We start from the raw sequence: 24,882 nt of genomic DNA, 5'->3' as shown, positions 1-24,882 counted from the left end.
CAGAAATTCAAATACCCCCTTCGTCAAGCGAAAGCAGGCTGGCGTTGCCGCCGGCGCTGGTGGTGTCGACCGAGACCGCGCGTTCGGCGCAGAAGCGGGGGAGGTAGTGGGGGCCGCCGGCCTTGGGGCCGGTGCCCGACAACCCTTCGCCACCGAACGGTTGCGAGCCGACCACCGCGCCGATCATCGAGCGGTTGACGTAGAGGTTGCCGACGCGCGCCATCGCCTCGACCACCTCACCCGAGCGGGCGATGCGGCTGTGGAGCCCCATCGTCAGGCCGTAGCCCTTGGCATTCACCCGCGCGACGGTGTCGGCGAGGGCGCCTGCCTTCCACGTCGCGACGTGGAGGATCGGGCCGAAGAATTCGGACGTCAGCGAATCCATGTCGTCGAGGCGGATCAGCGTCGGCGGCACGAAATGACCGGTTGCGGGCGCGGCGACGGTCTTGATCCAGCGATCCTTCGCGCTTTCGCGGTACGTCATCAGCCGGTCGTAAGCGGTCTGATCGATCACCGGGCCGACGTCGGTGCGCGGATCGGCGGGGTCGCCGATCGTAAGCAGATCCATCGCGCCGGAAAGCATCTCGATCACGCCATCGGCGATCTCCTCCTGGAGCAGCAGCAGCCGGAGTGCCGAGCAACGCTGGCCGGCGGAGCGATAGGCTGAGGTCAGGACGTCGGCGACCACCTGTTCGGGGAGCGCGGTGGAATCGACGATCATCGCGTTGATCCCGCCGGTCTCCGCGATCAGCGGCACGATCGGGCGGGCGTCGTCGTCGAGCAGCGCGCGGGCGATCTTTTTCGCGGTGGCGGTCGAACCGGTGAAGGCAACCCCGGCGACGCGGGTGTCGGCGACCAGCGCGGCGCCGACCTCTGGCCCGCCGGGCGCGAGGATCAGCGCGTCCTCTGGCACGCCGGCGTCATGCGCCAGCGCGACCGCGCGGGCGGCGATGCCGGGCGTCTGGGGTGCGGGCTTGGCGACGACGGTGTTGCCGGTGACGAGCGCCGCGGCACATTGGCCGAGGAAGATCGCGAGCGGGAAGTTCCACGGCGCGACCGTGGCCCACACGCCGCGCCCCTCCAGCCGCATTGCGTTGCGTTCGCCGGTCGGGCCGGGCAGCGTGATCGTGGCGAGGTCTTCACGCGCGCGCATCGCATAGTAGCGGCAGAAATCCGCGGCCTCGCGCACTTCACCGACGGCGTCGGCCAGCGATTTGTATGCTTCCTTGACGGCGTAGGCCATCAGTTCGGTGCGGTGTTCCTCGAGCAGGTCGGCGAGGCGTTCGAGGATGGCCGCGCGATCCTCGACCGGGGCGGCGGACCAGGCGGGGAAGGCGGCGGCAGCGCGCCCCACCAAATCTTCTGAACCTCCCCGGCGAAGGCCGGGGTCCAGTTTCGAACCGCTCGCAGCTCGACCCCGGCCTTCGCCGGGGAGGCGCGTTTGATTTACGGCGCTGACTGTCTCCGCCAGGATGTCGATGTCCTGCAGGTCGACGCCCTCGCTGTTCCGCCACGCCCCGAAAAGGTCCTTCGGCAGCGGGATGTTCGGGTGGCGGCTACCTCCCACCGCGGCGATCTTTTCGACCGGGTCGGCGAGCAGTTCCTCGTCGCTCAACCCTTCGTCGGCGAGCTGGTGGACGAAGCTGGAATTCGCGCCATTCTCCAGCAGCCGGCGGACGAGATAGGCCAGCAGGTCGCGGTGGCCGCCGACCGGGGCGTAGATGCGGGTGTGATAGCCCTCCTCGCGCACCAGCCGTTCGTACAGCCCCTCGCCCATGCCGTGCAGGCGCTGGAATTCGAAGTCGCGGCTCTCGCCCGCCCATTCGAGGATGGTGGCGACGGTGAGCGCATTGTGGCTGGCGAAGGCGGGACGGATGTTCTTCGCCTCCAGCATGTCGCGCGCGCAGGCGAGGTAGCTGACGTCGGTCGCGGCCTTGCGCGTGAACAGCGGATAGTCGGCGAGCCCCTCGACCTGCGTGCGCTTGATCTCGCTGTCCCAATAGGCGCCCTTGACCAGCCGTACGTTCATCAGCCGCCCGCGGTCGTTGGCCCATTGGATGACGGGGCGGCAGCGCTTGCCGTACGCCTGAACCGCCATGCCAAAGCCGTCCCAGCCGTCGAGCGACCGGTCTGCCGCGACGGCAGCGATGATGTCGAGGCTCATCTCCAGCCGCTCGCTCTCCTCGGCATCGACGGTGAAGGCGATCCCGGCCTTCGCCGCCGCCTGTGCCAGCTCCAGCGTCATCGCGGTCAGTTCGGGCACGCAGGTGTCGTATTGCGCGACCTCGTAGCGGGGATGCAGCGCCGACAGCTTGACCGAAATCGAGTGCCCTGCGCCCGCATCCGCAGCGATCGCGGCGATCGCCCCGGCATAAGCGTCGAAATAGCGGCATGCGTCCTCGGTCGTGCGCGCCGCCTCGCCCAGCATGTCGAAGCTGGCGGTGAAGCCCTTGTTTTCGGAGCGGCGCATGCGCCTTGCCGCCTCGTCGATGGTGCGGCCCATCACGAAGATCTCGCCCATCATCTTCATCGCGGCACCGACCGCCTGGCGCACGAACGGCTCGCCCGCGCGGCTGATGAGGCGCTTGAGCGCACCGCCGCCGTCGCCCACCAGCACCCGCCCGACGACGAGGCCCCAGGTCGCCGAATTGACCAGCAGCGAGCTCGACTTGCCGGTGTGGGCGCGCCAGTCGGCATCGCCCAGCTTGTCGGCGATCAGCAGGTCGGCGGTCTCTGGATCGGGCACGCGCAGAAACGCCTCGGCGAGGCTGAGAAGCGCAACGCCCTCGGATGAATTGAGGCGATATTCCTGCAGGAACTGGTTGACCCACCCCTTGGTCTGCGCGGCGCGCAGGTCGGCGATCAGTCCGGCGGCATGATCGACGACGTTGCGCCGCGATTCGGGCGTGAGGCGAGCACGCTCCAGCAACGGCTTTAGAACATCGGGTTCGGCGGCGCGGTGCAGCGTCTTCATCGTGGCGCGAGCGGTTGCCGTAGCGTCGAATGCCATTTTCGTAATCTCGGTTTAGCGCGGGCTTGCGGCAGGGCCGTTTCGCCGGTTAGGGAACGCTCGCGCTATGCGACAAAGCCTTGGCGGAGGGAATGCCGTGCCGACGATCACGATCCAGGAACGCAGCGAACAGATCGGTTCGGAGGCGGTGTCGGATTGGGTCGAGGTGACTCAAGGCATGATCGACCAGTTCGCGGAAGCGACCGGCGATCACCAGTTCATCCATGTCGATCCCGCCAAGGCGGCGATGACCCCGTTTGGCGGCACGATCGCGCACGGATTCCTGACGCTGTCGCTGATGCCTTTGCTGTCGGCGAAGACCGCCCTGCCCACGATCGCGGGCGTGAAGATGGGCGTCAACTATGGGGGCAACAAGGTCCGCTTCCTGACGCCGGTCCGCTCCGGGAAACGCGTCCGCGGACGCTTCAAGCTGCTCGAACTCACCGAGAAGCGCCCCGGCCAGTGGCAGCAGACCAATGAATTTACCGTCGAGATCGAGGGCGAGGACAAGCCCGCGATGATCGCCGAATGGATCAGCCAGATTTTCGTGTAGCAACCGTCACCCCAGCCTTCGCTGGGGTGACGAAAATCAGGAGATTTTCGTCATGCGCAGCGCCGTCATCGTTTCCACCGCCCGCACCCCGATCGGCCGCGCTTATCGCGGGGCGTTCAACAACCTGCCCTCGCCGACGCTCGCGAGCCACGCGATCAAGGCCGCGGTCGAGCGCGCCGGGATCGACGGGGCTGAGGTCGACGACGTGATCCTCGGCTCCGCGTTGCAACAGGGGCATCAGGCGGGCAACATCGCGCGCACATCGCTGCTGCGCGCCGGGCTGCCCAACACCGTGTCGGGCATGTCGGTCGATCGCCAGTGCGCCAGCGGGCTGATGGCGATCGCCACCGCCGCCAAGCAGATCACCGGTGACCTGATGGACGTGTGCATCGGCGGCGGCGTGGAGAGCATCTCGCTCGTCCAGACGCCGCAGATGCGCGTCGCGCCCGACCATGAGCTGCTGGCGATGGTGCCGGACGTCTATATGCCGATGCTCCAGACCGCCGAGGTCGTCGCCGAACGCTATGGCATCGGCCGCGACCGCACCGACGCCTACGCTCTTCAGTCGCAGCAGCGCACGGCGGCGGCACAGGCCGCAGGCTATTTCGATGCCGAGATCGTCCCCGTCACCGCGACGATGAACGTGGTGAACAAGGAGACGAAGGAAGTCTCGACCAAGGAAGTCACCCTGTCGAAGGACGAGGGCAACCGCGCCGACACCACGCTGGAAGGGTTGCAGTCGCTGAACCCGGTGCTGCCGAACGGGACGATCACCGCGGGCAACGCGTCGCAGCTGTCCGACGGCGCCAGCGCCAGCGTGCTGATGGAGGAAAGCCTGGCATCGAAGCGCGGCCTGACCCCGCTCGGCCGCTATGTCGGCATGGCGGTGGCCGGCACCAAGCCCGACGAGATGGGCATCGGCCCGGTCTTCGCGATCCCGAAGCTGCTCGAGCGTTTCAACCTGAAGATGGACGACATCGGCCTCTGGGAACTGAACGAGGCGTTCGCGGTGCAGGTGCTGTACTGCGCCGACAAGCTCGGCATTCCGCAGGAATTGCTGAACGTCAACGGTGGCTCGATCGCGGTCGGCCACCCCTACGGCATGACCGGCGCGCGCTGCACCGGCCACGCCCTGATCGAGGGCAAGCGCCGCGGGGCGAAGTACGTCGTCGTGACGATGTGCGTCGGCGGCGGCATGGGCGCTGCCGGGCTGTTCGAGGTGCTGTGAGCCGTATCTTGCCTTTCAAGGCAAATTTGCCTATGTAGGCAGCTCTGCAAGAGTCATTCTCTTTCTATCTGAGCCCCGGTCGTGCCAGCGGCCGGGGCTCAAATCGTTTGGGGCCCGACTGCCAGGTCGGACCCAGCCCGGTGCTACTTGGTACGCGCCACTTCGATGATCTTCACGACCAAGGTCGCAAAGGCGAAGAGCGCGCCCAGGATCAGGCACAGTTCTGCAATCGTCATCGTCACTCCTTCTATCCGATGGCTGGATTGCCGTCGCATCGATCATGGCAGCGTCGCGCGACCGCGCAACCATCGCCCGCGCCCCTCGTTTCGCTCCCGAACCCCTATTCGAGGAGCACCCCCGCGATGGCCGACAAGACCGACGACCAGATCAAGCAGGACATGTGGAAGAAGATGGCCGACAGCCCGTTCGTGATGATCGGGCTGACCGGCGATCACCAGCACAGCGCGCCGATGACCGCGCAGCTCGATCCCGATGCCGACGGCAAATTCTGGTTCTACACCAGCAAGGACAATCGCATCGCCAAGGGCGGCGCGGCGATGGCGCAGTTCGTCGCCAAGGGGCATTCGCTGTTCGCATGCCTGGCCGGCACGCTGGTCGAGGAAACCGACGAAGCGGTGAAGGACAAATATTGGTCGAAGCAGGTCGAGGCCTGGTTCGAGGGCGGGCGCCAGGACCCGAACCTGCTGATGCTGCGGTTCGAGCTGGGCGATGCCGAGATATGGGAATCCGACATGAGCGTCGGCGGGTTGTTCAAGCTGATGACCGGGCAGACGATCGACCCGCAGCAGGCCGGCAGCCACGCCGAGGTCGCGCTGTAACGCCGACTGTCGTAGGAGCACCGGACGGGCGGCGGGTCGTGCGATCCGCCGCCCGTTCGTTTTCAGGAGAACCCCGTTGAGTGTTGCCTTCCGTCGCGAGAATGACGACGAGCATCTGGAACCGAAGTTCGAGGTGCCGATCGCGCCCGGCCCCAATCTGGTGACGCCGCGCGGCCTGCGGCTGATCGCGGCGAAGCTCGCCGAGCTGGACGCCGCGATTGCGGGCGAGGCCGACGAGGCGGCGCGCAATGTGCTGAAGCGCGACCATCGATACTGGGGCACGCGCCTGTCCACCGCGCAGGTGGCCGAGCCGCCGCCGACGGGCGAAGTCGCGATCGGATCGCGAGTGAAGTTCCGGCTGAACGGCAAGATCCGCACCATCGACATCGTCGGCGGCGACGAGGCCGATGCCGCGCACGATCGCATCGCGTTTTCCGCGCCGCTCGCCCGCGCGCTGATCGGCGGAGAGGTGGGCGAGACGGTCGATTTCGGCGATCGTACCGATGCCCTCGAAATCCTTGCCACCACCGCATCGCCCGACGCAGACTGACCGCGATTGAGCGGGGAGAGCGAGCGCGTGGCGCACTACGGCGATTACCAGAACGAACTGTACGGCGCTGGCCTGCGCGGCGTGCTGCCGAAAGTGCCGGTCGATTTCGCCACGCTGGAAGCGCGCGCGACGGCGGCGATGCCGCGCTATGTGCTCGATTACGTCCAGGGCGGGTGCGGCGACGAGCACACCCAACGCTGGAATGCCGAAGCGTTCCGCCACTGGGGGATGGTGCCGCGGATGCTGGTCGACACCGCGACCCGCGACCTGACGACCGAGCTGTTCGGGCTGGCGCTGCCCAGCCCCATCTTCATGGCGCCGATCGGGGTGACCGGCATCTGCACGCAGGACGGCCACGGCGATATCGCGGCGGCGCAGGCTTCGGCAGCGACCGGCGTGCCGCTGATGCTGTCGACGCTGAGCAACGATCCGATGGAAGCGGTGGCGAAGGCGTGCGGCGACACGCCGGCGTTCTTCCAGCTCTACACGCCCAAGGATACGGCGCTCGCCGAGAGCCTGGTGTCGCGGGCCGAGGCGGCGGGGTACAAGGCGATCGTCGTGACGCTCGACACCTGGGTGACCGGATGGCGCCCGCGCGACCTGAACTCCGGCAATTTCCCGCAACTGCGCGGGCATGTGCTGGCGAATTATTTCTCCGATCCGGTGTTCGGCAAGCTGCTCGGCCACGCGGTCGCCGATGATCCCGCCGCCGCGGTCGGGCTGTGGGCGCGGCTGTTCGGCAAGGTGCTGACGTGGGACGACCTCGCGTGGTTGCGCGGGGCGACCAAGCTGCCGATCGTGCTGAAGGGCATCTGCCACCCCGACGACGCCGCGCGCGCAGCCGATGCAGGGGTCGACGCGATCTATTGTTCGAACCACGGCGGGCGGCAGGCGAACGGCGGGGTCGCGGCGATCGACATGCTGCCGGGCGTGGTCGCCGCGGCGGGCGACGTGCCCGTGCTGTTCGACAGCGGCGTGCGGTCGGGCAGCGACGTGGTGAAGGCGCTGGCGATGGGCGCGCGGGCGGTCGGGGTCGGGCGGCCGTATCTGTACGGGCTGGCGCTGGGCGGCGCGGACGGGGCGGCGCACGTGCTGCGATCGATCCTGGCCGAGGCGGATTTGATGATGGCGGTCAACGGGTGGCCTACTCTGGAGGCGGTGCGTGCGGCGGGGGCGGCGCGGCAGGGGTAAAGACCATCCAACCCGTTCGTTTCGAGCGCAGTCGAGAAACCGCTCCGAGCGCCGCGCCAGGTTTCTCGACTTCGCTCGAAACGAACGGAGGGCGAGTGCATGGCGATAATGGTTCGCCCTACCGGACCCCGGCCTGCGCGGGGGAATGGGAAATTCCGCCCCCCGTGCTCCCGCCTGCGCGGGGGCACCGGCTATCTCGCGTGATCCGCAAGCGCCAGCGGCGTGGGCCCAGGCGCCCTACCTGACACCCTCCAGCCCCGCGCCAGCCGGAGCGGTCGCCGCATACCGCGGCGCGATCCGGGCGCGCGCGACCTGCTCATAGGCATAGCCTGCGCCGAGCAACGTAGCCTCGCTCCATTTCGGGCCGATGAAGCTCAATCCCACCGGCAATCCGTCGACCAGCCCCATCGGCACGGTCAGGTGCGGGTATCCGGCGATGGCGGGGAGTTCGCTGGCGCTCGGTCCCTGGAAATTGTCGCCGTACACCGGGTCGGACAGCCACGGCATGCCATAGGTCGGCGCGACCAGCATCGTCGCGTTCGCGGTCTTCAGCATCGCGTCGATGCCCTCGACGCTCGCCTGACGCAGCGATTTCGCGCGCGCGGCCTTGTAGGCGGGATCGTCGGTGCCGCCGGTCTTGTCCGCCATGTCGAAGATTTCCTGTGCGAAATACGGCATCTCGGTGCCCGCATTCGCACGGTTGAAGGCGATGACGTCGGCCAGCGTCCGCGTCTTCACTGCCGCCGGGGTGGTCGCGAGATAGGCGTTGAGGTCGGTCTTCAACTCCATCTTCAGCACCTCGAACTCTGCATCGCCCATGCCGTCGAGCTTAGGCTGGGTGACGTCGACCAGCACCGCCCCGGCCCGCCGCAGCGCATCGAGCGTCGCGGCGTAGTGGGCAGACAGATGCGCGCCCATCTTGGGCCGCAGCACGCCGACGCGGACGCCTTGCAGCGCGGTGGGCGACAGGCCTGCGGCAAAATCGCGGCGGCGGGCGTCCGCCCCCAATGTCGTCGCATCGGCGGGATCGTTGCCGACCATCGCGCCGAACAGGAGCGCGGCGTCGCGGACGCTGCGCGCCATCGGCCCGGCGGTGTCCTGGCTGTGGCTGATCGGGACGATGTGCGTCCGGCTGACCATGCCGATCGTCGGCTTCAGCCCGACCAGCCCGTTCATCGACGACGGGCAGACGACCGATCCGTCGGTTTCGGTCCCGAGCCCCGCCGCCGCGAAGCTCGCCGAGACTGCGGCACCGGTGCCGCTCGACGATCCGCACGACGAGCGATCAAGCGCATAGGGGTTACGGACCAGCCCGCCGACCGCGCTCCACCCGCTCATCGACGCGGTCGAGCGGATGTTGGCCCATTCCGACAGGTTGGTCTTGCCCAGGATGACGGCACCCGCCGCCCGCAGCCGCGCGACCACGGGCGCGTCGCGATTGGCGAAATTGTCCTTGAGCGCCAGACTGCCCGCGGTCGTCGGCATGCGGTCGCGCGTTTCGATATTGTCCTTCACCAGGATCGGCACGCCGTGGAGCGGTCCGCGGATACGCCCCGCGCGGCGCTCGGCATCCAGCGCGCGGGCCTGCGCGATCGCGTCGGGATTGACGGCGATGACGCTGCGCAGCCGCGGCCCGGCGCGGTCCATCGCGGCGATCCGCGCCAGGTATGCGCGCGTCGCCGCCTCCGACGTCGTGCGCCCGCTCGCCAGCATCGCGGCGAGATCGGCGAGCGGCAGCTCCTCGACCTGGGGCGCGCTGCGCCGCTGCGCGGTCGCCGGCATCGCGACGCAAGCCAGCATCGCCAGTCCAATTCCGATCGCGCGCATCGTGCTGCTCCCCCTCAAGATATCCGTCAGGCTAGGGCGGCGCGCGCGCTGTCGCAACGCCCGTGATTCGGCTATGGTCGGGCATCGGGAGTGGGCGCGATGCTGGTCACCAAACGCGAGGTCACGCTGGGGCTAGGGGCGGCGATGCTGCTGCCCGCCTGCACCGCCCGCGCCGATGCCGAGGCGGGGCAGGCGCGTGCCGACCTGTATGATTGCGAGGGGTGCGAGGCCGCGCTGGAGGGTGCACCCGCGGCGCTGCGGTCCCGCACGACACTGGGCGGCGCGAGCGAACCGGGCGAGCGCATGCTGCTGATGGGACGGGTGCTGAGGCCGGACGGTCGCACCCCGGCGCCGGGCGTCGTGGTCTATGCCCATCACACCAACGCCGCGGGCCTGTACGCCGGCGGTCATCGCGGCGCGACGTGGAGCGCGCGCCACGGGCGGTTGCGCGGCTGGGTCGTGAGCGCGGCGGACGGCGGATATGCCTTCGACACTATCAAGCCCGCGCCCTACCCCGACCGGTCGATGCCGGCGCACGTCCACCTCTACATCGCGGAACCGGGTCGGCGACCCTATTATATCGACGACGTGGTGTTCGCCGGCGAGTTCCGGGTCGACGATTCGTACCGCAGGCGCATGCCGCTGCGCGGCGGCAACGGCATCGTGCCCGTGATCCGGCGCGGCGAGGTCTGGCATGTGCGGCGCGACATCATCCTGGAACGGCATCCCGCCTGACAGCCGCCCCGCGCACCAAAATTTTTTCGGTTCGCGCTTCGTTCGCTTGCAACTCGCAAACCCGTGGGAAGTCCACGCGTCGCGGGGTTTCGGACGCCATTTCGCGGCCACGAAACGACTCAAAATAGCGACGAACCGTTGGTCGCACCCCCGCGTCCCCCACTTGCGTTACCGAGCGAATAGGCACAATCTGTTGTGGTTGTGTCGGGGGACCAACCCAAGCATTGGTGATAAGCCTCTACGATCCCATATCGTGGAGCAGCCTTTCCTGCGCCCCGGGCACCGGCCGCGGCCTCGTTTTGTTCTCGGACAAGCGGGGCGAGCGGTGGTAGCATGGCGGCGCGCCCGATTCGGGGCTCGTCGCGGACGAGCGGACGAGGAACGGCGCGATGGATTTCAGGGATACGGCGGAGACGAACATGAACGACGCGACCACCATGTTCGAGGCGGCAGCCGGGGCGATGGCCGCGGCGACGGCGAGCGCGCCGAGCACGCTGGAAACCGACGGCACGCGGCACATCGCGACGCCCTATCCGGTCGAGGTCGATCACGGTCGCGATGCGCTGCTGACCGAATTCGGCAAGGAGACGTTGCGCGACCGCTATCTGCTGCCGGGCGAGAGCTTCCAGGACCTCTTCGTCCGCGTCGCCTCGGCCTATTCGGACGATGCCGCGCATGCCCAGCGCATCTACGACTATATCAGCCGCCTGTGGTTCATGCCGGCGACGCCGGTGCTGTCGAACGGCGGCACCGGGCGCGGCCTGCCGATCAGCTGCTTCCTCAATTCGGTGCCGGACAGCCTGAACGGGATCGTCGACACCTGGAACGAGAATGTCTGGCTCGCCTCGCGCGGCGGCGGCATCGGCACCTATTGGGGCCATGTCCGCGGTATCGGCGAGCCGGTCGGGCTGAACGGCAAGACCAGCGGCATCATTCCGTTCGTGCGCGTCATGGATTCGCTGACGCTCGCGATCAGCCAGGGCTCGCTGCGCCGCGGGTCGGCGGCGTGCTACCTCGACGTCAGCCATCCGGAGATCGAGGAATTCCTCGAAATCCGCAAACCCTCGGGCGATTTCAACCGCAAGGCGCTGAACCTGCACCACGGCGTGCTGATCCCCGACGCCTTCATGGAAGCGGTGCGCGACGGCGGCGCATGGGAACTGAAGAGCCCCAAGGACGGATCGGTGCGCGGCAAGGTGGATGCGCGCGGGCTGTTCCAGAAGCTGGTCGAGACGCGGCTGGCGACCGGGGAGCCGTACATCGTCTTCGCCGACCATGTGAATTCGACGATGCCCAAGCACCACCGCGACCTGGGGCTGAAGGTGTCGACGTCGAACCTGTGCAGCGAGATCACGCTGCCGACCGGCAAGGATCACCTAGGGCAGGAGCGTACCGCGGTGTGCTGCCTGTCGTCGCTGAACCTCGAGACGTGGGATCAGTGGAAGGACGAGAAGGGCTTCGTCGAGGACGTCATGCGCTTCCTCGACAACGTGCTGCAGGACTTCATCGAGCGCGCCGAGCCGGGCATGGAAAAGGCCGCCTATTCCGCCGCGCGCGAGCGTTCGGTGGGCCTGGGCGTGATGGGCTTCCATTCGTTCCTGCAGGCGCGCGGGCTGCCGTTCGAAGGCGCGATGGCGAAGTCGTGGAACCTCAAGATCTTCAAGCACATTCGCGCGCAGGTCGATGAGGCATCGATGCAACTGGCGGTCGAGCGTGGGCCCTGCCCCGACGCCGCCGACATGGGGGTGATGGAGCGGTTCAGCTGCAAGATGGCGATCGCGCCGACCGCATCGATCAGCATCATCTGCGGCGGCACCAGCGCCTGCATCGAGCCGATCCCGGCCAACATCTACACGCACAAGACGCTGTCGGGGTCGACCAGCGTCAAGAACGTCCACCTCGAGCGCGTGCTGAACGCCAAGTCCAAGAATTCGGACGCGGTGTGGAATTCGATCCTGGAGCGCGGCGGATCAGTCGCGCACCTCGATTTCCTGAACGAGGACGAGAAGGCGACGTTCAAGACCAGCTTCGAGATCGACCAGCGCTGGCTGCTCGAGCTCGCCGGCGACCGCACGCCGTACATCGACCAGGCGCAGTCGCTGAACCTGTTCATCCCGGCTGACGTGGAAAAGTGGGACCTGCTGATGCTCCACTTCCGCGCATGGGAGCTGGGCATCAAGTCGCTCTATTACCTCCGCTCGAAGTCGATCCAGCGCGCCGGGTTCGCCGGCGGGGTCGAGGCGGACAACACGATCGAGAAGCCGACGTTCGATCTGGGCGAGAGCACGGATTATGACGAGTGTTTGGCGTGTCAGTGAGGTGGTCGAGCTAGTCACCCTCACCCTTCCCACGCCGCTTCGCGACGCGGGCCCCTTCCCTCTCCCGGCGGGAGAGGGAGGGAGGCGCGCAGCGCCGGAAGGGTGAGGGCGATGCGGCTGTACGAAAACCAGCCATCCGGCACCGTCGATCGCGCGAGGCAATTGCGTCGTGACGCGCCGGAGCCTGAACGTCGGTTGCTACGCGCGATACGTGAGGCTTTTCCGCAGCTGAAATGGCGGCACCAAGCGCCAGCCGGTCCGTTTTACGCCGACATCCTGTGCTTTTCGGAGCGGCTGGTGATCGAGGTCGATGGCGATACCCACGCGGGGGAAGAAAGCCGGGACGCGACACGGACGGCGATCATCGCGCGCGAAGGTTTTGGCGTGCTGCGGTTCGCGAATGCCGATGTGATGCAGAATCTGGAGGGCGTTATCGCCCGAATTTCCCTCTCCCTCAGGGAGAGGGAGGAAGCACTGAGGGTGCGAAAGGGTGAGGGTGACAAGACATGAACCAGATCACCCTCACCCTTCCCACCGCTGACGCGGCGGGCCCCTTCCCTCTCCCGATGGGAGAGGGAGAGTCAGCCGGCGTTCTCTTCTTCCTCGAAGGTCACGGCGACGTCGCCGTTGGCGCTGAGGCGGACCTTGTCGCCCTCGACATCGGCGACCAGGCCGAGCGAGATGAAGTGGTGGTGCCCCTTGTGCGAGCCTTCGCCCGAGTCCTTCTTGGTGAGCTTGATGCGGTCACCTTCGACGTGATCGACGGTGCCGACGTGGACGCCGTCGGCGCCGATGACTTCCATATGTTCGCGGATTGCGGATGCGTCGGCCATGGGGTTTCTCCTGTAATGGTTACGGCGGCAGAACGCGCGCGGTGGAGTTTGGCTGCATGAGCACCCCTGATCCGCGCTCCCGCGCAGGCGGGAGCCCAGAGCCGCAAGCGACGCCCCCCGTTACCCTGGGCTCCCGCCTGCGCGGGAGCACGGCCGGGGTGTTGCTGCTGTCGCTCACCGCCTGTGCAACCCAGGTTTCGACCGCCGTCGCCCACACTGCGACGACGCCGGGCTTCCTGCTCGGGCTGTGGCATGGCTTCATCTTCCCGGTCGCGTGGGTGCTCAGCCTCTTCATGCCCGACGTCGCCGTCTACGCGGTGCCGAACACCGGCGGCTGGTACGACTTCGGCTATTTCCTCGGCATCGTCGTGTTCGGCGTCGGTGCGCGTCAGACCCGGACGGTGTACGTGACAAGGCGCTCGCGCTGATGCCGCTGGAAAGCATCATCATGTACGCCGTCGCCGCGGTGTTCAGCCTGCTCGGCGCCGGCCTGCTCCTCGCGCTCGCCCGCCCGCGCTCGGCCGGACAGGTTTATGCCTTCCGCATGGTCGGCATCATGGCGCTGTCGGGCGGCGTGGTGCTCGCGATGAGCGCGACCGCGATGTGGCAGTGGAGTGCCAGCATACCGCCACCCTGAATTTCAATCGCCCGATCACACCTGTTATATATTGCTCAAGGAGCTGCCCCCATGTCCCTCACCGAAGCCCGCAAGACCTACAAGCCGTTCGAATATCCGTGGGCCTATGAGTTCTGGAAGCGCCAGCAGCAGATCCACTGGATGCCGGAGGAAGTGCCGCTGGGCGAGGATTGCCGCGACTGGGCGCAGAAGCTGACCGATCACGAGCGCAACCTGCTGACGCAAATCTTCCGGTTCTTCACCCAGGCCGACGTCGAGGTGCAGGATTGCTACCACGAGAAATACGGCCGCGTGTTCAAGCCGACCGAGATCAAGATGATGCTCGCCGCCTTCTCGAACATGGAGACGGTGCACATCGCGGCGTACAGCCACCTGCTCGACACGATCGGCATGCCCGAGAGCGAGTATGGCATGTTCCTCGAATATAGCGAGATGAAGGACAAACACGACTATCTGCAGAACTTCGGCGTCGATACCGATGAGGATATCGCCAAGACGCTGGCGATGTTCGGCGGGTTTACCGAAGGACTTCAGCTGTTCGCGTCGTTCGCGATGCTGATGAACTTCCCGCGCTTCAACAAGATGAAGGGCATGGGGCAGATCGTATCGTGGTCGGTGCGCGACGAATCGCTGCACTGCGAGGGCATCATCAAACTGTTCCACACCTTCGTGAAGGAGCGCGACTGCCTGACGCCGAGCGTCAAGAAGGACATCCGCGACATGTGCCACACGACCGTGGACCTGGAGGACGCGTTCATCGACCTGGCGTTCGAACAGGGGCCGGTCAACGGCATGAGCCCGGAGGAGATCAAGCGCTACATCCGCTACATCGCCGACTGGCGGCTGGGGCAACTCGGCCTGAAACCGATGTACATGATAAAGGAGCACCCGCTCCCCTGGCTCGCGCCGCTGCTGAACGGCGTCGAGCACGCCAATTTCTTCGAACAGCGCGCGACCGAATATTCGAAGGGCGCGACCAAGGGCCAGTGGAACGACGTGTGGTCGAGCTTCGACAAGCGCCAGAAGGCGAAGGCGGGGCCGGCCGCGAACGAGGGTGGCGACGCGGGCGACCAGGGCGGCGACATGTTCGCAAGGGCGGGGGTCGCGGCGGAGTAAGTCGCGCCGAGCAAGGGATTAGCAATCGCTAATCCCGCGCACCCGCGGCGCGACCGGCCGGCGGTGCCCAAGCACCGTCCGACGACACGGGCTTTGCCCGTGTCGCGCCCCACTCACTCCGAAGCCACCACCCGTCCATCCCCCGGCACATAGCGCGCATAGAGCCAGCCGATCCCGATCAGGCTGAACCCCAAAGCAGCGAAGGAGGCGATGCGCAGCAGGCCGTCGAGCCCGGCGGCGTCGGACAGGAACACCTTCCCCACCGCGACGAGCATCACCAGCAGCGAGGCGATCCGCCAGTCGCGGGCGCCGGTGCGACCCTCCGCGACGATGCCGTGGCGCAGGAACGCGACGGCGACGGCGATCAGCGCCACCGAGCGGAGGATGTCCTCCCCCGCGCCGACCGGCCCGACCGCTAGGATCGAGCCGTGGGCGAACTGGCGCAGGGTCGAGGCGACGAACAGCAGCACGAGCGCCATCTGGACGCCGCCGCGGAGACGCTCGGCCACGGGCGGCAGGGCGAGGCGCGCGCCGAACAGGGTGACCGCGAAGGCGGTGGCGTAGGCGGGCAGCAGCAGGTTGGCGAGCGGCCACCCGCCGACCGCCTGGACCGCCCACAAGGGGTTGTGGAGCAGGCCGGTGAACAGAGCGAAATGCGCGAGGCTCGTCGCAGCAAACGCCTTCGCGACGCGCGGCCAGCGTGGCCATGCCGCGAAGGCTGCGGTGGCGAGGGCGGCCTCCCACAACGTGCGCTCGGCCAGCCCCAGGCGCACGAAGGCGGTGGTGTCAGCAATCGCGAACAGCTGCTTGTACGCGATGTGAGCGACGACGACGCCGAGCAGCGCCACGGCGATGCGCGCGGGCGTGGCGATGCTCGGGTCGGGCTGGCGCAGCGCGACGACCGCGACGGCGAGCGCAGGGATGCCGAGCCGCAGCAGCGCGTCGGCGATAGATGGGAGTGCAGTGACGAGCGTCGGTACGCCGAACACCGCGCCGCCGCTCGCCGCGATCCACTGGCCGAGCGGCACGATCGCCCAGGCGACGGCGATGGCGCCCGCCGCCAACAGCGCAGGCCGCACGCCGCGGGCGACCGCGAGCGCGGCGAGCATCGCGGCGGGCACCAGCGGCAGCAGGTGCGACGGCACGACTTGCGCCGCGGCGACATAGCCGAGCCCGACCGCGACCGGCTGGGCAAGGCGCTGCGCGGCGGCGATCCGCCCGCGCCACGCGAACACCGCCGCGATGATGGCGGGGATGAGCCAGCGCACCGCCTCGGTCACGCCGCCGCCGTGGTCGATGCCGACGGCGCGCCACGCATCGGCGGGCGGGGCCAGCACCAGCGCGGCCACGGCTGCCGTAGCGAAACCCCAGGCGGCGAGGTCGATGCGACCGTCCCCGGCGCGGTGGGCGAGCAGCAGCACGCCGCCGGCGACCAGCGCGATTGCCGGGGGCGCCAGCCACGGCGGCGCGACGACGACCAGGGCAACCGCTAGCAGCCCCGCCGCCGCGGTGGCGAGGGTCGCGAAGCGTGCGTCCTCGCGCCGATCGGCAGCCCGCCAGCCGAGTGCGGCCACCGTCCCGGCAATCGCTCCGCCGGCGAACGCGAGCAGGCTCGAGGTGCTCTCGGCTAGAGGCAGATGCAGCGCGGGCAGCGCGACGATGGCGACGGCGACGGCCGCGACCTGGCCGGCATCGCCGACCCGGGCATCCCGCCACACCCGCCACGCCGCGGGTCCACCGTAGATCGCGACGATGCCGGCGAGCACCAGCGCCAGCGCGCGGGCCGTAGGATCCGGCCACGCGGCGGTGAGCAGCAGCGCGACCGTCAGGCCCGCGACCGGCAGGTCGGCCAGCGCCGCCTCGCGCCGCGACAGCCAGACGATCGCGATCGAGACGAGCGCGAACAGGCCCCATTCGAGGCCGCCGAACCCGCCCATCGCGACGAGGGCGGCAAGCTGCGCACAGGCCGCGAGACTCCCCGCCAGCCGCACCCAGCGCCCGCGGTCGCCGGCAAACGCCAGCACCGGCAGCGCGACGCCGAGCAACAGCATGTACGCCCCGATCGACAGCGACGCCGCCGCATCGAGCGCCCCGCCCAGGACCAGCACCAGCCCCCAGCCGAACCCGCCGACGAGAGCGGACACGCCGAGCCACATCCACCGCTGCGACCGCGACAGAGCGCACAGGCCGCCGACCGCAAGCGCGAGATAGGCAGAGAGCAGGGGCACGTCGGGCGATCCCGACCCGACCAGCGCCGGCGCGGCGAGCCCGCCGACCAGCCCCAGCACCGCACTCGGCGCGCCGAACCGCAGCGACAATCCGCCGGCGAGCGCGGTGACGAGCGCCATGCCGACGAACGCGACCGGCGGAGAGATCAGCTGGTACAGGTTCGCCGCCACCAGAATGCTGGCGTAGAGCGTGGCGATGCCGGCGCCGGCCAGCGCCTGACGCACGCGCGGATCGCGGACGCGCGCCTCGGCCCGCAGCGCGACTTCGGCGCCAGCGATCAGCGCGGTGCCGAACGTTAGCCCGAACAGCACGCGAATAAGAGGCGATAGCAGGCCGGCGTCGATCGAATATTTGACGATCAGGAACCCCGCGACCGCAAGCGTCACGCCGCCCGCCCAGATCGGTAGCTTGCGACCGAACAGATCCTCGAACGCGAAACCGCGCGGGGCCGGCGTGGGCTGGGTGACGGGGATGTCCGGCGCGGGTTCGGGCTCCGGTTCGGGCTCGACCGCCGCGACCACCTGTTCCTCGATCACCGATTCCGGCGGAGGTGCGGCATGGACGATGCGGGCGGTGGCGCGTGGCGCAGGGGTATCGTCCCACGGCAATGGCGGCGGCGCGGCGCGAGGAGCGGCGACCTCGCGCGGCTGCTCCCTCTCCAGCGCCTCGACCCGCGAACGCAGCGTGCGCACGTCGAAAACCAGCTTCGCGCATACTGCCATCAGGCCGAGCAGGAGGATTGCCGTCATCGCTTGTTCTCCAGTTGCCGCACGCCTAGCCCAGAAATGAGCGATGTTCAATTAAATAATTAGGCAGTGTTAAATTAACCGCGTAGCCTCGTTTCATGGGGCGGCGTTCGGATCATTCGCGGGGCGAACTGGAGGAGATGATCCTGTCCGCCGGCCATGCGCTGATGGCCGAGCAGGGCTTTGCGCGGTTTTCCGCGCGCGAAGTCGCCAAGCGGATCGGCTATTCGGTCGGCACGCTGTACAATGTGTTCGGCAGCGCCGACGCGCTGGTGCTGGCGATCAACACACGGACCTTTGCGGCGTGGGCCGAGCATCTGCGCGCCGCGCTGGCCGAGGCGGGCGACGATCGCATCCGAGCGCTGGTCGCGGGCTATTTCGCGTTCGCACGCGCCAATCCGAATCTGTGGATGGCGATCTACGACCACCGCCTGCCGCCCGGCATGGCGATGCCCGAACGCGATGCCGCCGCGCGCGGGGTGTTGACCGGAATCGTCGCCGACGAGGTCGCCGCCGCGCTCGGCACCCTTCCGGGCGAGCGCAGCGTGGCGCTCGCCCGCTCGCTGATCGCGACCGTCCACGGCCACTGCGCATTCGACCTGACCGGAAGCTTCGCGCTGATGGGCGAGGGCGCACCGATGGAAGCAGCACTCGCCCGCGTCCGCGAAAGCCTGGCCGCGGCGCGCGATTGACCGGGGGGCGGCGGCGGGTGCATTTCCGCTGCGATGATCGTCCTGCTGCTCGCCGCTGCCGCCGCCCCCGCATCGCCGTCCCCATTGCGGGTGATGAGCTTCAACGTCCGCCTGCCTGTCGAGGCCGACGGCGCCAACCGGTGGGAGGCGCGCCGCGATATCGCCGCCGCCGCGGTTCGCCGTGCCCGTCCCGACGTGATCGGCACGCAGGAGTTGCACAAGCGCCAGGGCGACGACCTGATCGCGCGGTTGCCGGGCTATGCGTGGTTCGGGATCGATCGCCGTGGCGGCCATGCCGACGAGCATATGGGCGTGGTCTATAATCGCCGCACTATCAGGCTCGTGCAGTTCGGCGAGTTCTGGCTGTCCGATACGCCCACCATTCCCGGCAGCATCAGCTGGGGCCACCCCTATCCGCGGATGGTGACGTGGGCGATCTTCGAACGGGTGCGTGACAAGCGCCAGTTCCGGCTGCTCGACACCCACCTGCCATATCGCGCCGAGGATGAGGGCGCGCGGGAGAAGGGGGCGCAAATGATCGTCGCGCGGCTGACGACATTGCCGGGCGCCGACCTGCCGACCGTACTGACCGGCGATTTCAACACGACGCCCGACAGCGCGACATATGCCACGCTGACCGCGGCGCTGGCCGACACCCGCCCCGCCGCCGCCCGGCGCGACGGGCCGGAGGCGACGTTCCACAACTATACCGGCGTCGCCGATCGCCGGATCGACTGGATCCTGGCGCGCGGCTTCACGCCCCTCACCGCCAAGACGCTGAACGACCACAAGGGGCCGGTGTGGGCGTCGGACCATTTCCCGATCCTCGCCGAGCTCAACTTCACTCGCTGAGCGTGAAACGCACCGGCGTCGCCACGTCCGACGACCCGCCGATGAACAGGTCGAAGTCGCCGGCCTCCGCACCCCAGCTCATGTCGGCGCGGTGGAAGGCGAGATCCTTGTCGCTGACCGTGAAGGAAACGCGCCGCGCCTCGCCCGGCTTCAGCGTGATCTGTCGGAAACCCTTCAGCTCCTTCAGCGGGCGCGTCACCGATCCGACGAGATCGCGGGTGTAGAGCTGCACGGTCTCGGTCCCGACGCGCTTGCCGGTGTTGGTCAGCGTGACGCTGGCGGTCAGCGTCTGGCCGGGGCGGATTGTCGCGCGGTCGAGCGTCACCGGCGAATAGCCGAAGCTGGTGTAGCTGAGGCCGTAGCCGAACGGCCACTGCGGGGTGTTGGGCGAATCGAGATAGCGCGAGCGATATTTCTGCTCCGGCCCCTTGGGCTCGTACGGGCGCCCGGTGTTCTTCATCGCGTAGTAGATCGGCACCTGCCCGACCGAGCGCGGGAAGGTGACGGGCAGCTTGCCGCTGGGGTTGTAGTCGCCGAACAGCACGTCGGCGACGGCGTGGCCGCCCATCGTACCGGGATACCACGCCTCCAGGATCGCATCGACATTCTCCGCCGCCCACGCAACGGTGTTCGGGCGCCCGGACAGCAGCACCAGCACGATCGGCTTGCCCAGCGTCTTCAGCTGCTTGAGGAGCGCCTCCTGGTTGCCGGGCAGGTCGAGCGAGGTGCGGCTCGCCGCCTCGCCGGTCATGTCCCAATGCTCGCCCATCGCCGCGACGATCACGTCGGCGTCGCGCGCCGCCGCCATCGCCTCGGCAAACCCATCGGTCTTGGCCGCGTCGGCGAAGGCGTAGCTCGCGCCCTTCGCATAGGTGACGGTCACGCCCTTGCCGGCGCGGGCGCGGATGCCCTCCAGCACGGATACCGGCTTGGTGGTGCGGTCGCCCTGCCCGGCCCAACTGCCGATCATGTCGGCCTTGCTGTCACCGAGCGGCCCGACGACCGCGATCCGCTTCGCCGAGCTTGCGATCGGCAGCGCGTCGCGATCGTTCTTCAGCAGCACCATCGACCGCCGCGCGACGTCGCGTGCCGCCGCCAGGAAGGCCGGCGTCATCACGTTCGCCTTCTCGCGCTTCGCATCGCTGAACCGGTAGGGATCGGTGAACAGGCCGAGGCGGTATTTCATCTCGAGCACGCGACGCACCGCGGTGTCGATCGTCGCCACGCTCACCTTGCCCTCGGCGACCGACTTGGCGAGGTGGTTGAGGTACACCGCGCCCTGCATGTCCATGTCGACGCCGGCATTGATCGCCTGCTCGCCGGCCTGCTTCTCGTCCTTGGCATAGCCGTGCGGGACCATTTCGTTGATCGAGGTGAAGTCGGTGACGACGAAGCCCTTGAACCCCCATTCGTTGCGAAGGACGTCGGTCATCAGGAAGTGGTTGCCGCTCGCGGGCACGCCGTCGACCTCGTTGAAGCTGGTCATCACGGTCGCAGCACCCGCGTCGATCGCGGCCTTGTACGGCGGCAGATAGGTGTCGCGCAGCTCGCGCATCGACATGTCGACCGTCGAATAATCGCGGCCCGCCTGCGGTGCGCCATAGGCCGCGAAATGCTTGACGGTGGCGAGTACGGCGTCGGTGTCGCCGATGCGCTTGCCCTGGAACCCCTTCACCCGCGCCTCGGCGATGCGGCTGCCGAGGTACGTGTCCTCGCCCGCGCCCTCGCTGATCCGGCCCCAGCGCGGATCGCGACTGATGTCGACCATCGGCGCGAAGGTCCAGTGCAGCCCCTCCGCCGCAGCCTCGGTCGCGGAGATGCGCGCCGACTTCTCGATCGCCGCCAGATCCCACGACGCCGCTTCGCCGAGTGAAATCGGGAAGATCGTGCGGTGGCCGTGGATGACGTCGTAGCCGAAGATCAGCGGGATTTTCAGCCGCGTGCCCTCGACGGCAAGCTTCTGCAGCTCGCGCGTGTAGGCGACCGAATGCGCATTGAAGATCGCGCCGACCTTGCCCGCGGCGACATCCTCCTTGTAGCCGGCGCGCAGGGTCGGGCCGGTCGACACCCAGTCGCTGGTGAGCAATGTCAGCTGGCCGATCTTTTCCGCCAGCGTCATCTTCGCGATCAGCGCGTCGACGAAGGTCGTCATCGCAGGCGTATCGCCCCAGCCCTGCGGCACCGCGGCTTGCGTGCGGGCCTGCGCGACCGGCGCATCGCGCGCGGCGAGCGGCGTGGCGACGAGCGCGGCGATCAGGCTGGCGCCCGTCAACAGGCGGCGGGCGGTGGCGATCGGCATCGTATTTCTCTCCCTGGAACACGCATCACTGACCTTCGTCCGCGCAGGCGCACGCCACCCGAATGCTGTTGCCAAATTACATCTTGACGAGAACCGGTGGACGGGACGAAGAGACGATCAAATGTAACCGGTTCCAAATCGGGTTACAAGGGAAGCAAGGGGAGGAATTCAGTCATGGCCAACCAGGCACACACCGGCACCGCCCGCCGCGCGCACCGCGCGTTGGCCGCGGCATTGCTCGTCGGCACCGCATTCTCCGCAGTCGCGATCGCCACGCCGGCGGCGGCGCAGGTCAACACGGCATCGCTGCGCGGGCGCGTCACCGGCGCCGCAACCCAGGTTACCGCGGTCGAGGTCAACACCGGGTTCCGCCGCAATGCGACGGTCGGCAGCGACGGACGCTATAACTTCCCCAGCCTCGCCGTCGGCACCTACAAGCTGGAAGTGACGACGCCGACCGGCACGCGGTCGACCGACGAATTCACGCTGGCGGTCGGACAGGCCGCGGTCTTCGATTTCGACCTGTCGGCACCGACCACGCCGACGACCGGCGCAGAGGGCGCCGCGACCACGTCGAGCGGCGACGAGATCATCGTCACCGGCAACCGCATCCAGACGATGCAGGCGGGCGAGGTCGGCACGACGATCAGCCAGCGCCTGATCGACCAGCTGCCGCAGAACAACCGCAACTTTCTGGCGTTCGCCGATCTGGCGCCGGGCGTGCAGTTCATCACCAACGGGTCCGACCAGTCGCGCCTGCAGGGCGGCGCTCAGAATTCGAATTCGGTCAACATCTTCATCGATGGCATCGGTCAGAAGGACTATGTCCTGAAAAACGGCATCACCGGCCAGGATTCGACGCAGGGCAATCCCTTCCCGCAGCTCGCGGTCGGCGAGTACCGGGTCATCAGCTCCAACTACAAGGCGGAGTTCGACCAGGTCAGTTCGGTCGCGATCACCGCGGTGACGAAATCGGGCACCAACGAATTCCACGGTGAGGGATTCGTCGACTTCACCAATCAGGACCTGCGCGACGCGCGCCCGATCGAGCTGTTCCCGGCCGGCGCCAAGAAAATCCGCAGCAAGGATCTGCAGTTCGGCGGCGCGCTGGGCGGGCCGATCATCAAGGATGTGCTGCACTTCTTCGGCAGCTATGAAGGCAAGCGCCGCATCAACCCGCGCGACGTGACGATCCCGGCGACGCTGTCGTCGGCGTCGTCGCTGATCCCGTCGACCCTCGCGGCGAATTACGGCACCTTCAACGAGACGTTCAACGAGAACCTGTACTTCGGCAAGCTCGACTTCTCGCCGACGTCCAAAGACCTGATCGAACTGTCGGCGAAGTACCGTGACGAGGACGGCGAGCAGTTCAACAGCGGCCTCGCGGCGTTCGAGACGCGGACCTCGATCCGCGTCGAGGAACTGCGCGGGCTCGCCCGCTGGCAGCATACCGAGGACGCCTGGGTCAACGACTTCAAGGTCGCGTACGAGGACGTGTCGTGGAACCCGCAACCGGTGACGCAGGGTATCCGCAACGTCTACCGCGTGCGCATCACCAACCCCGCCAACACCGCGGCGTTCATCGACGGGACCGTGCTGGAAACCGGCGGCGGCACCAATTTCCAGGACAAAGGCCAGAAGGGCTGGCAGATCTCGAACGACTTCACCTACACCGGGCTGTCGGGGCACGCGATCAAGGTCGGTGCGAAGGCGAAGTGGGTCACGCTCAATTCGCTCCAGCTGAACGGCTTCAACCCGGTCGTGCGCTATTTCACGCCGCAGGGCGCGACGGCGCTCAATACGACGGTACCGTATCAGCTGAGCTTCCAGGCGCTGGCGAACGGCTTCACCGACGCCCAGATCCGATCGAAGAATTTCCAGCTCGGCCTGTATGCGCAGGATGACTGGGACGTCACCGACCGGCTGACGCTCAACCTCGGCCTGCGCTGGGATTACGAGCGGACGCCGGCGTTCCTGAACTACGTCACCCCGGCGGCGCAGGTGGCCGCAGTCCAGCCGGCAAACTATCCGAACCTGACCGGCGCCAACTACAACATCAACGACTACATCTCGACCGGCAGCAACCGGAAGGCGTTCACCGGCGCGTTCCAGCCGCGCATCGGCTTCACCTACGAGCTCGACGATGCCGGGCGCTTCGCGATCTTCGGCGGCTATGGCCGTTCGTACGACCGCAACCAGTTCGACTTCATCCAGCAGGAACTGGCGCAGGGTCAGGCCGCGGGACGCACGTTCAACTTCCTGAACAGCGGGCTGCCCTCAGGCGAGCAGTGCACCGCGAGCGCGACCTGCATCGCGTTCAACTCCTCGTACTTGACCGAAGCCGGACGCCAGAGCCTGATCGCCGGTCTGCCCGCGGGCGCCGGGCGCGAGCTGCGCTTCATCAAGAACGACCTGAAGATGCCCTATTCGGACCAGTTCAGCCTGGGCCTGCGCGGGCGCTTCGACCTGGTCGAAACCGAAGTCGGCTATTCGCATGTGCTGAGCCGCGACGGCTTCGTCTATCTGCTCGGCAATCGCCGTCCGGGCGGGCTGTTCTTCCCGGCGACCGGCGCACCCGATTCGCCGTTCGGCAACCCGCCGTCGCCGTTCGGCTCGATCATCGTCGGCGACAACGGCCTCGCGACCAACGCCGACACCGCCTATGTGAAGCTGGTGAAGCGCTACACCCGCGCATCGCCGTGGAGCATCGACGCCACCTACACCTATACCGAGGCGACCGAGAACCGGCAGTTCGGTGAGGTGTTCAGCCTCGATTATTCCAGCATCGACGAATATCCCTTCCGCCGCTCGGCCGGGGTCCGCACCCACCGCTTCGTGATGGCGGGAACGGTCGATCTGCCGTGGGGCCTGACGCTGGCCAGCAAATTCCAGATCGCGTCGCCGGCGTGGCTGAAGTCGTTCGTGACGGTGCCCGGCGTCGGCCAGCCCGGCACCAAGGATATCGTCGCGATCGAAGGTGCGGGTAACGGCGATCGCTGGGGCTATCGCCAGATGGACCTGTCGCTCACCAAATATGTGGGCCTCGGCTTCATCAATGCCGACACCCGCGTCTGGGTGCGCGCCGACGTCATCAATCTGTTCAACGACCGCAACTACAACGGTTTCAACTCGGTCACCGGACAGCGCGACTTCAACAACCTGAGCATCGACGGCCCGCCGCGGACGGTGAAGGTGTCGACGGGCTTCAGCTTCTGAACCCATGCCGG

At 67.8% G+C, this 24,882-nt stretch carries 19 protein-coding genes; 14 read left to right on the top strand and 5 right to left on the bottom strand.

Features of this window, described 5'->3' with window-relative positions:
* Window positions 1-7: 7 nt before the first annotated feature.
* Window positions 8-3,010, bottom strand: coding sequence for an L-glutamate gamma-semialdehyde dehydrogenase (locus tag M9980_RS13360; RefSeq protein WP_250751764.1), 3,003 nt, complete (start codon window positions 3,008-3,010; stop codon window positions 8-10).
* Window positions 3,011-3,107: 97 nt separating this feature from the next.
* On the opposite strand from M9980_RS13360, the gene M9980_RS13355 reads away from it, so the two are divergent.
* The 5 genes from M9980_RS13355 (at window position 3,108) to M9980_RS13335 (ending at window position 7,371) form a co-directional block, all read left to right on the top strand.
* Window positions 3,108-3,563, top strand: coding sequence for a MaoC family dehydratase (locus M9980_RS13355; protein WP_277998304.1), 456 nt, complete (start codon window positions 3,108-3,110; stop codon window positions 3,561-3,563).
* Between the two features lie 52 nt (window positions 3,564-3,615).
* A complete protein-coding gene (locus tag M9980_RS13350; RefSeq protein WP_250751762.1) occupies window positions 3,616-4,791 on the top strand; it encodes an acetyl-CoA C-acyltransferase in 1,176 nt (391 codons plus the stop codon).
* Between the two features lie 362 nt (window positions 4,792-5,153).
* Window positions 5,154-5,630, top strand: coding sequence for a pyridoxamine 5'-phosphate oxidase family protein (locus tag M9980_RS13345; RefSeq protein WP_250751761.1), 477 nt, complete (start codon window positions 5,154-5,156; stop codon window positions 5,628-5,630).
* A gap of 76 nt (window positions 5,631-5,706) precedes the next feature.
* Window positions 5,707-6,180, top strand: a complete 474-nt coding sequence (locus M9980_RS13340; protein WP_250751759.1) for a GreA/GreB family elongation factor — start codon at window positions 5,707-5,709, stop codon at window positions 6,178-6,180.
* 6 nt (window positions 6,181-6,186) lie between these two features.
* Entirely contained in the window at window positions 6,187-7,371 is a 1,185-nt protein-coding gene (locus M9980_RS13335; RefSeq protein ID WP_250751757.1) for an alpha-hydroxy-acid oxidizing protein, read from the top strand.
* A gap of 237 nt (window positions 7,372-7,608) precedes the next feature.
* Here M9980_RS13335 and M9980_RS13330 read toward each other — a convergent pair whose 3' ends face one another.
* Window positions 7,609-9,198: an amidase gene (locus M9980_RS13330; protein WP_422921370.1), complete on the bottom strand. Its 1,590-nt coding sequence runs from the start codon at window positions 9,196-9,198 to the stop codon at window positions 7,609-7,611.
* Between the two features lie 99 nt (window positions 9,199-9,297).
* Between M9980_RS13330 and M9980_RS13325 the strand changes: the two genes are divergently transcribed.
* The 3 genes from M9980_RS13325 to M9980_RS13315 all read left to right on the top strand — a co-directional run bounded on the left by M9980_RS13325 (window position 9,298) and on the right by M9980_RS13315 (window position 12,761).
* Window positions 9,298-9,933, top strand: a complete 636-nt coding sequence (locus M9980_RS13325) for a dioxygenase family protein (RefSeq protein WP_250751755.1) — start codon at window positions 9,298-9,300, stop codon at window positions 9,931-9,933.
* A 389-nt stretch (window positions 9,934-10,322) separates the two neighbouring features.
* Window positions 10,323-12,251 carry a ribonucleoside-diphosphate reductase subunit alpha gene (locus M9980_RS13320; RefSeq protein ID WP_250751753.1) on the top strand — a complete coding sequence of 643 codons (1,929 nt, stop codon included), beginning with the start codon at window positions 10,323-10,325 and terminating at the stop codon, window positions 12,249-12,251.
* 111 nt (window positions 12,252-12,362) lie between these two features.
* Window positions 12,363-12,761 (top strand): endonuclease domain-containing protein, encoded by a 399-nt coding sequence (locus M9980_RS13315; RefSeq protein ID WP_250751751.1) that lies wholly within the window; start codon window positions 12,363-12,365, stop codon window positions 12,759-12,761.
* Between the two features lie 71 nt (window positions 12,762-12,832).
* On the opposite strand, the gene M9980_RS13310 is transcribed toward M9980_RS13315, so the two are convergent.
* Window positions 12,833-13,084, bottom strand: coding sequence for a DUF2171 domain-containing protein (locus M9980_RS13310; RefSeq protein ID WP_250751749.1), 252 nt, complete (start codon window positions 13,082-13,084; stop codon window positions 12,833-12,835).
* 158 nt (window positions 13,085-13,242) lie between these two features.
* Between M9980_RS13310 and M9980_RS13305 the strand changes: the two genes are divergently transcribed.
* From M9980_RS13305 to M9980_RS13295, 3 genes are read left to right on the top strand one after another with little or no spacing between them, the layout of a single operon-like run.
* Window positions 13,243-13,512 carry a hypothetical protein gene (locus M9980_RS13305; RefSeq protein WP_250751746.1) on the top strand — a complete coding sequence of 90 codons (270 nt, stop codon included), beginning with the start codon at window positions 13,243-13,245 and terminating at the stop codon, window positions 13,510-13,512.
* A complete protein-coding gene (locus tag M9980_RS13300; RefSeq protein ID WP_250751745.1) occupies window positions 13,512-13,721 on the top strand; it encodes a hypothetical protein in 210 nt (69 codons plus the stop codon). The genes M9980_RS13305 and M9980_RS13300 overlap by 1 nt, the downstream gene beginning before the upstream one ends.
* Window positions 13,722-13,772: 51 nt before the next feature.
* The gene (locus M9980_RS13295; RefSeq protein WP_250751742.1) at window positions 13,773-14,837 is read left to right on the top strand and encodes a ribonucleotide-diphosphate reductase subunit beta; all 1,065 of its coding nucleotides are present in this window, start codon (window positions 13,773-13,775) and stop codon (window positions 14,835-14,837) included.
* A gap of 113 nt (window positions 14,838-14,950) precedes the next feature.
* Here M9980_RS13295 and M9980_RS13290 read toward each other — a convergent pair whose 3' ends face one another.
* Window positions 14,951-17,815: a DUF2339 domain-containing protein gene (locus tag M9980_RS13290; protein ID WP_250751739.1), complete on the bottom strand. Its 2,865-nt coding sequence runs from the start codon at window positions 17,813-17,815 to the stop codon at window positions 14,951-14,953.
* Between the two features lie 95 nt (window positions 17,816-17,910).
* Here M9980_RS13290 and M9980_RS13285 point away from each other — a divergent pair, with 95 nt between their 5' ends.
* Window positions 17,911-18,504: a TetR/AcrR family transcriptional regulator gene (locus M9980_RS13285; RefSeq protein ID WP_250751737.1), complete on the top strand. Its 594-nt coding sequence runs from the start codon at window positions 17,911-17,913 to the stop codon at window positions 18,502-18,504.
* 33 nt (window positions 18,505-18,537) lie between these two features.
* Window positions 18,538-19,356, top strand: a complete 819-nt coding sequence (locus tag M9980_RS13280) for an endonuclease/exonuclease/phosphatase family protein (RefSeq protein ID WP_250751735.1) — start codon at window positions 18,538-18,540, stop codon at window positions 19,354-19,356.
* Here the strand turns inward: M9980_RS13280 and bglX are convergent.
* On the bottom strand, window positions 19,346-21,655 hold the full coding sequence (bglX, locus tag M9980_RS13275) for a beta-glucosidase BglX (protein WP_250751733.1): 2,310 nt from the start codon (window positions 21,653-21,655) through the stop codon (window positions 19,346-19,348). The two genes, M9980_RS13280 and bglX, sit on opposite strands and share 11 nt — an antisense overlap.
* A 174-nt stretch (window positions 21,656-21,829) precedes the next feature.
* On the opposite strand from bglX, the gene M9980_RS13270 reads away from it, so the two are divergent.
* A complete protein-coding gene (locus M9980_RS13270; protein WP_250751731.1) occupies window positions 21,830-24,871 on the top strand; it encodes a TonB-dependent receptor in 3,042 nt (1,013 codons plus the stop codon).
* Window positions 24,872-24,882 lie beyond the last annotated feature (11 nt).

The organism is Sphingomonas donggukensis (genome assembly GCF_023674425.1).
GTDB lineage: Bacteria > Pseudomonadota > Alphaproteobacteria > Sphingomonadales > Sphingomonadaceae > Sphingomonas > Sphingomonas donggukensis.
This window is presented reverse-complemented; position numbering and strand designations above follow the sequence as displayed.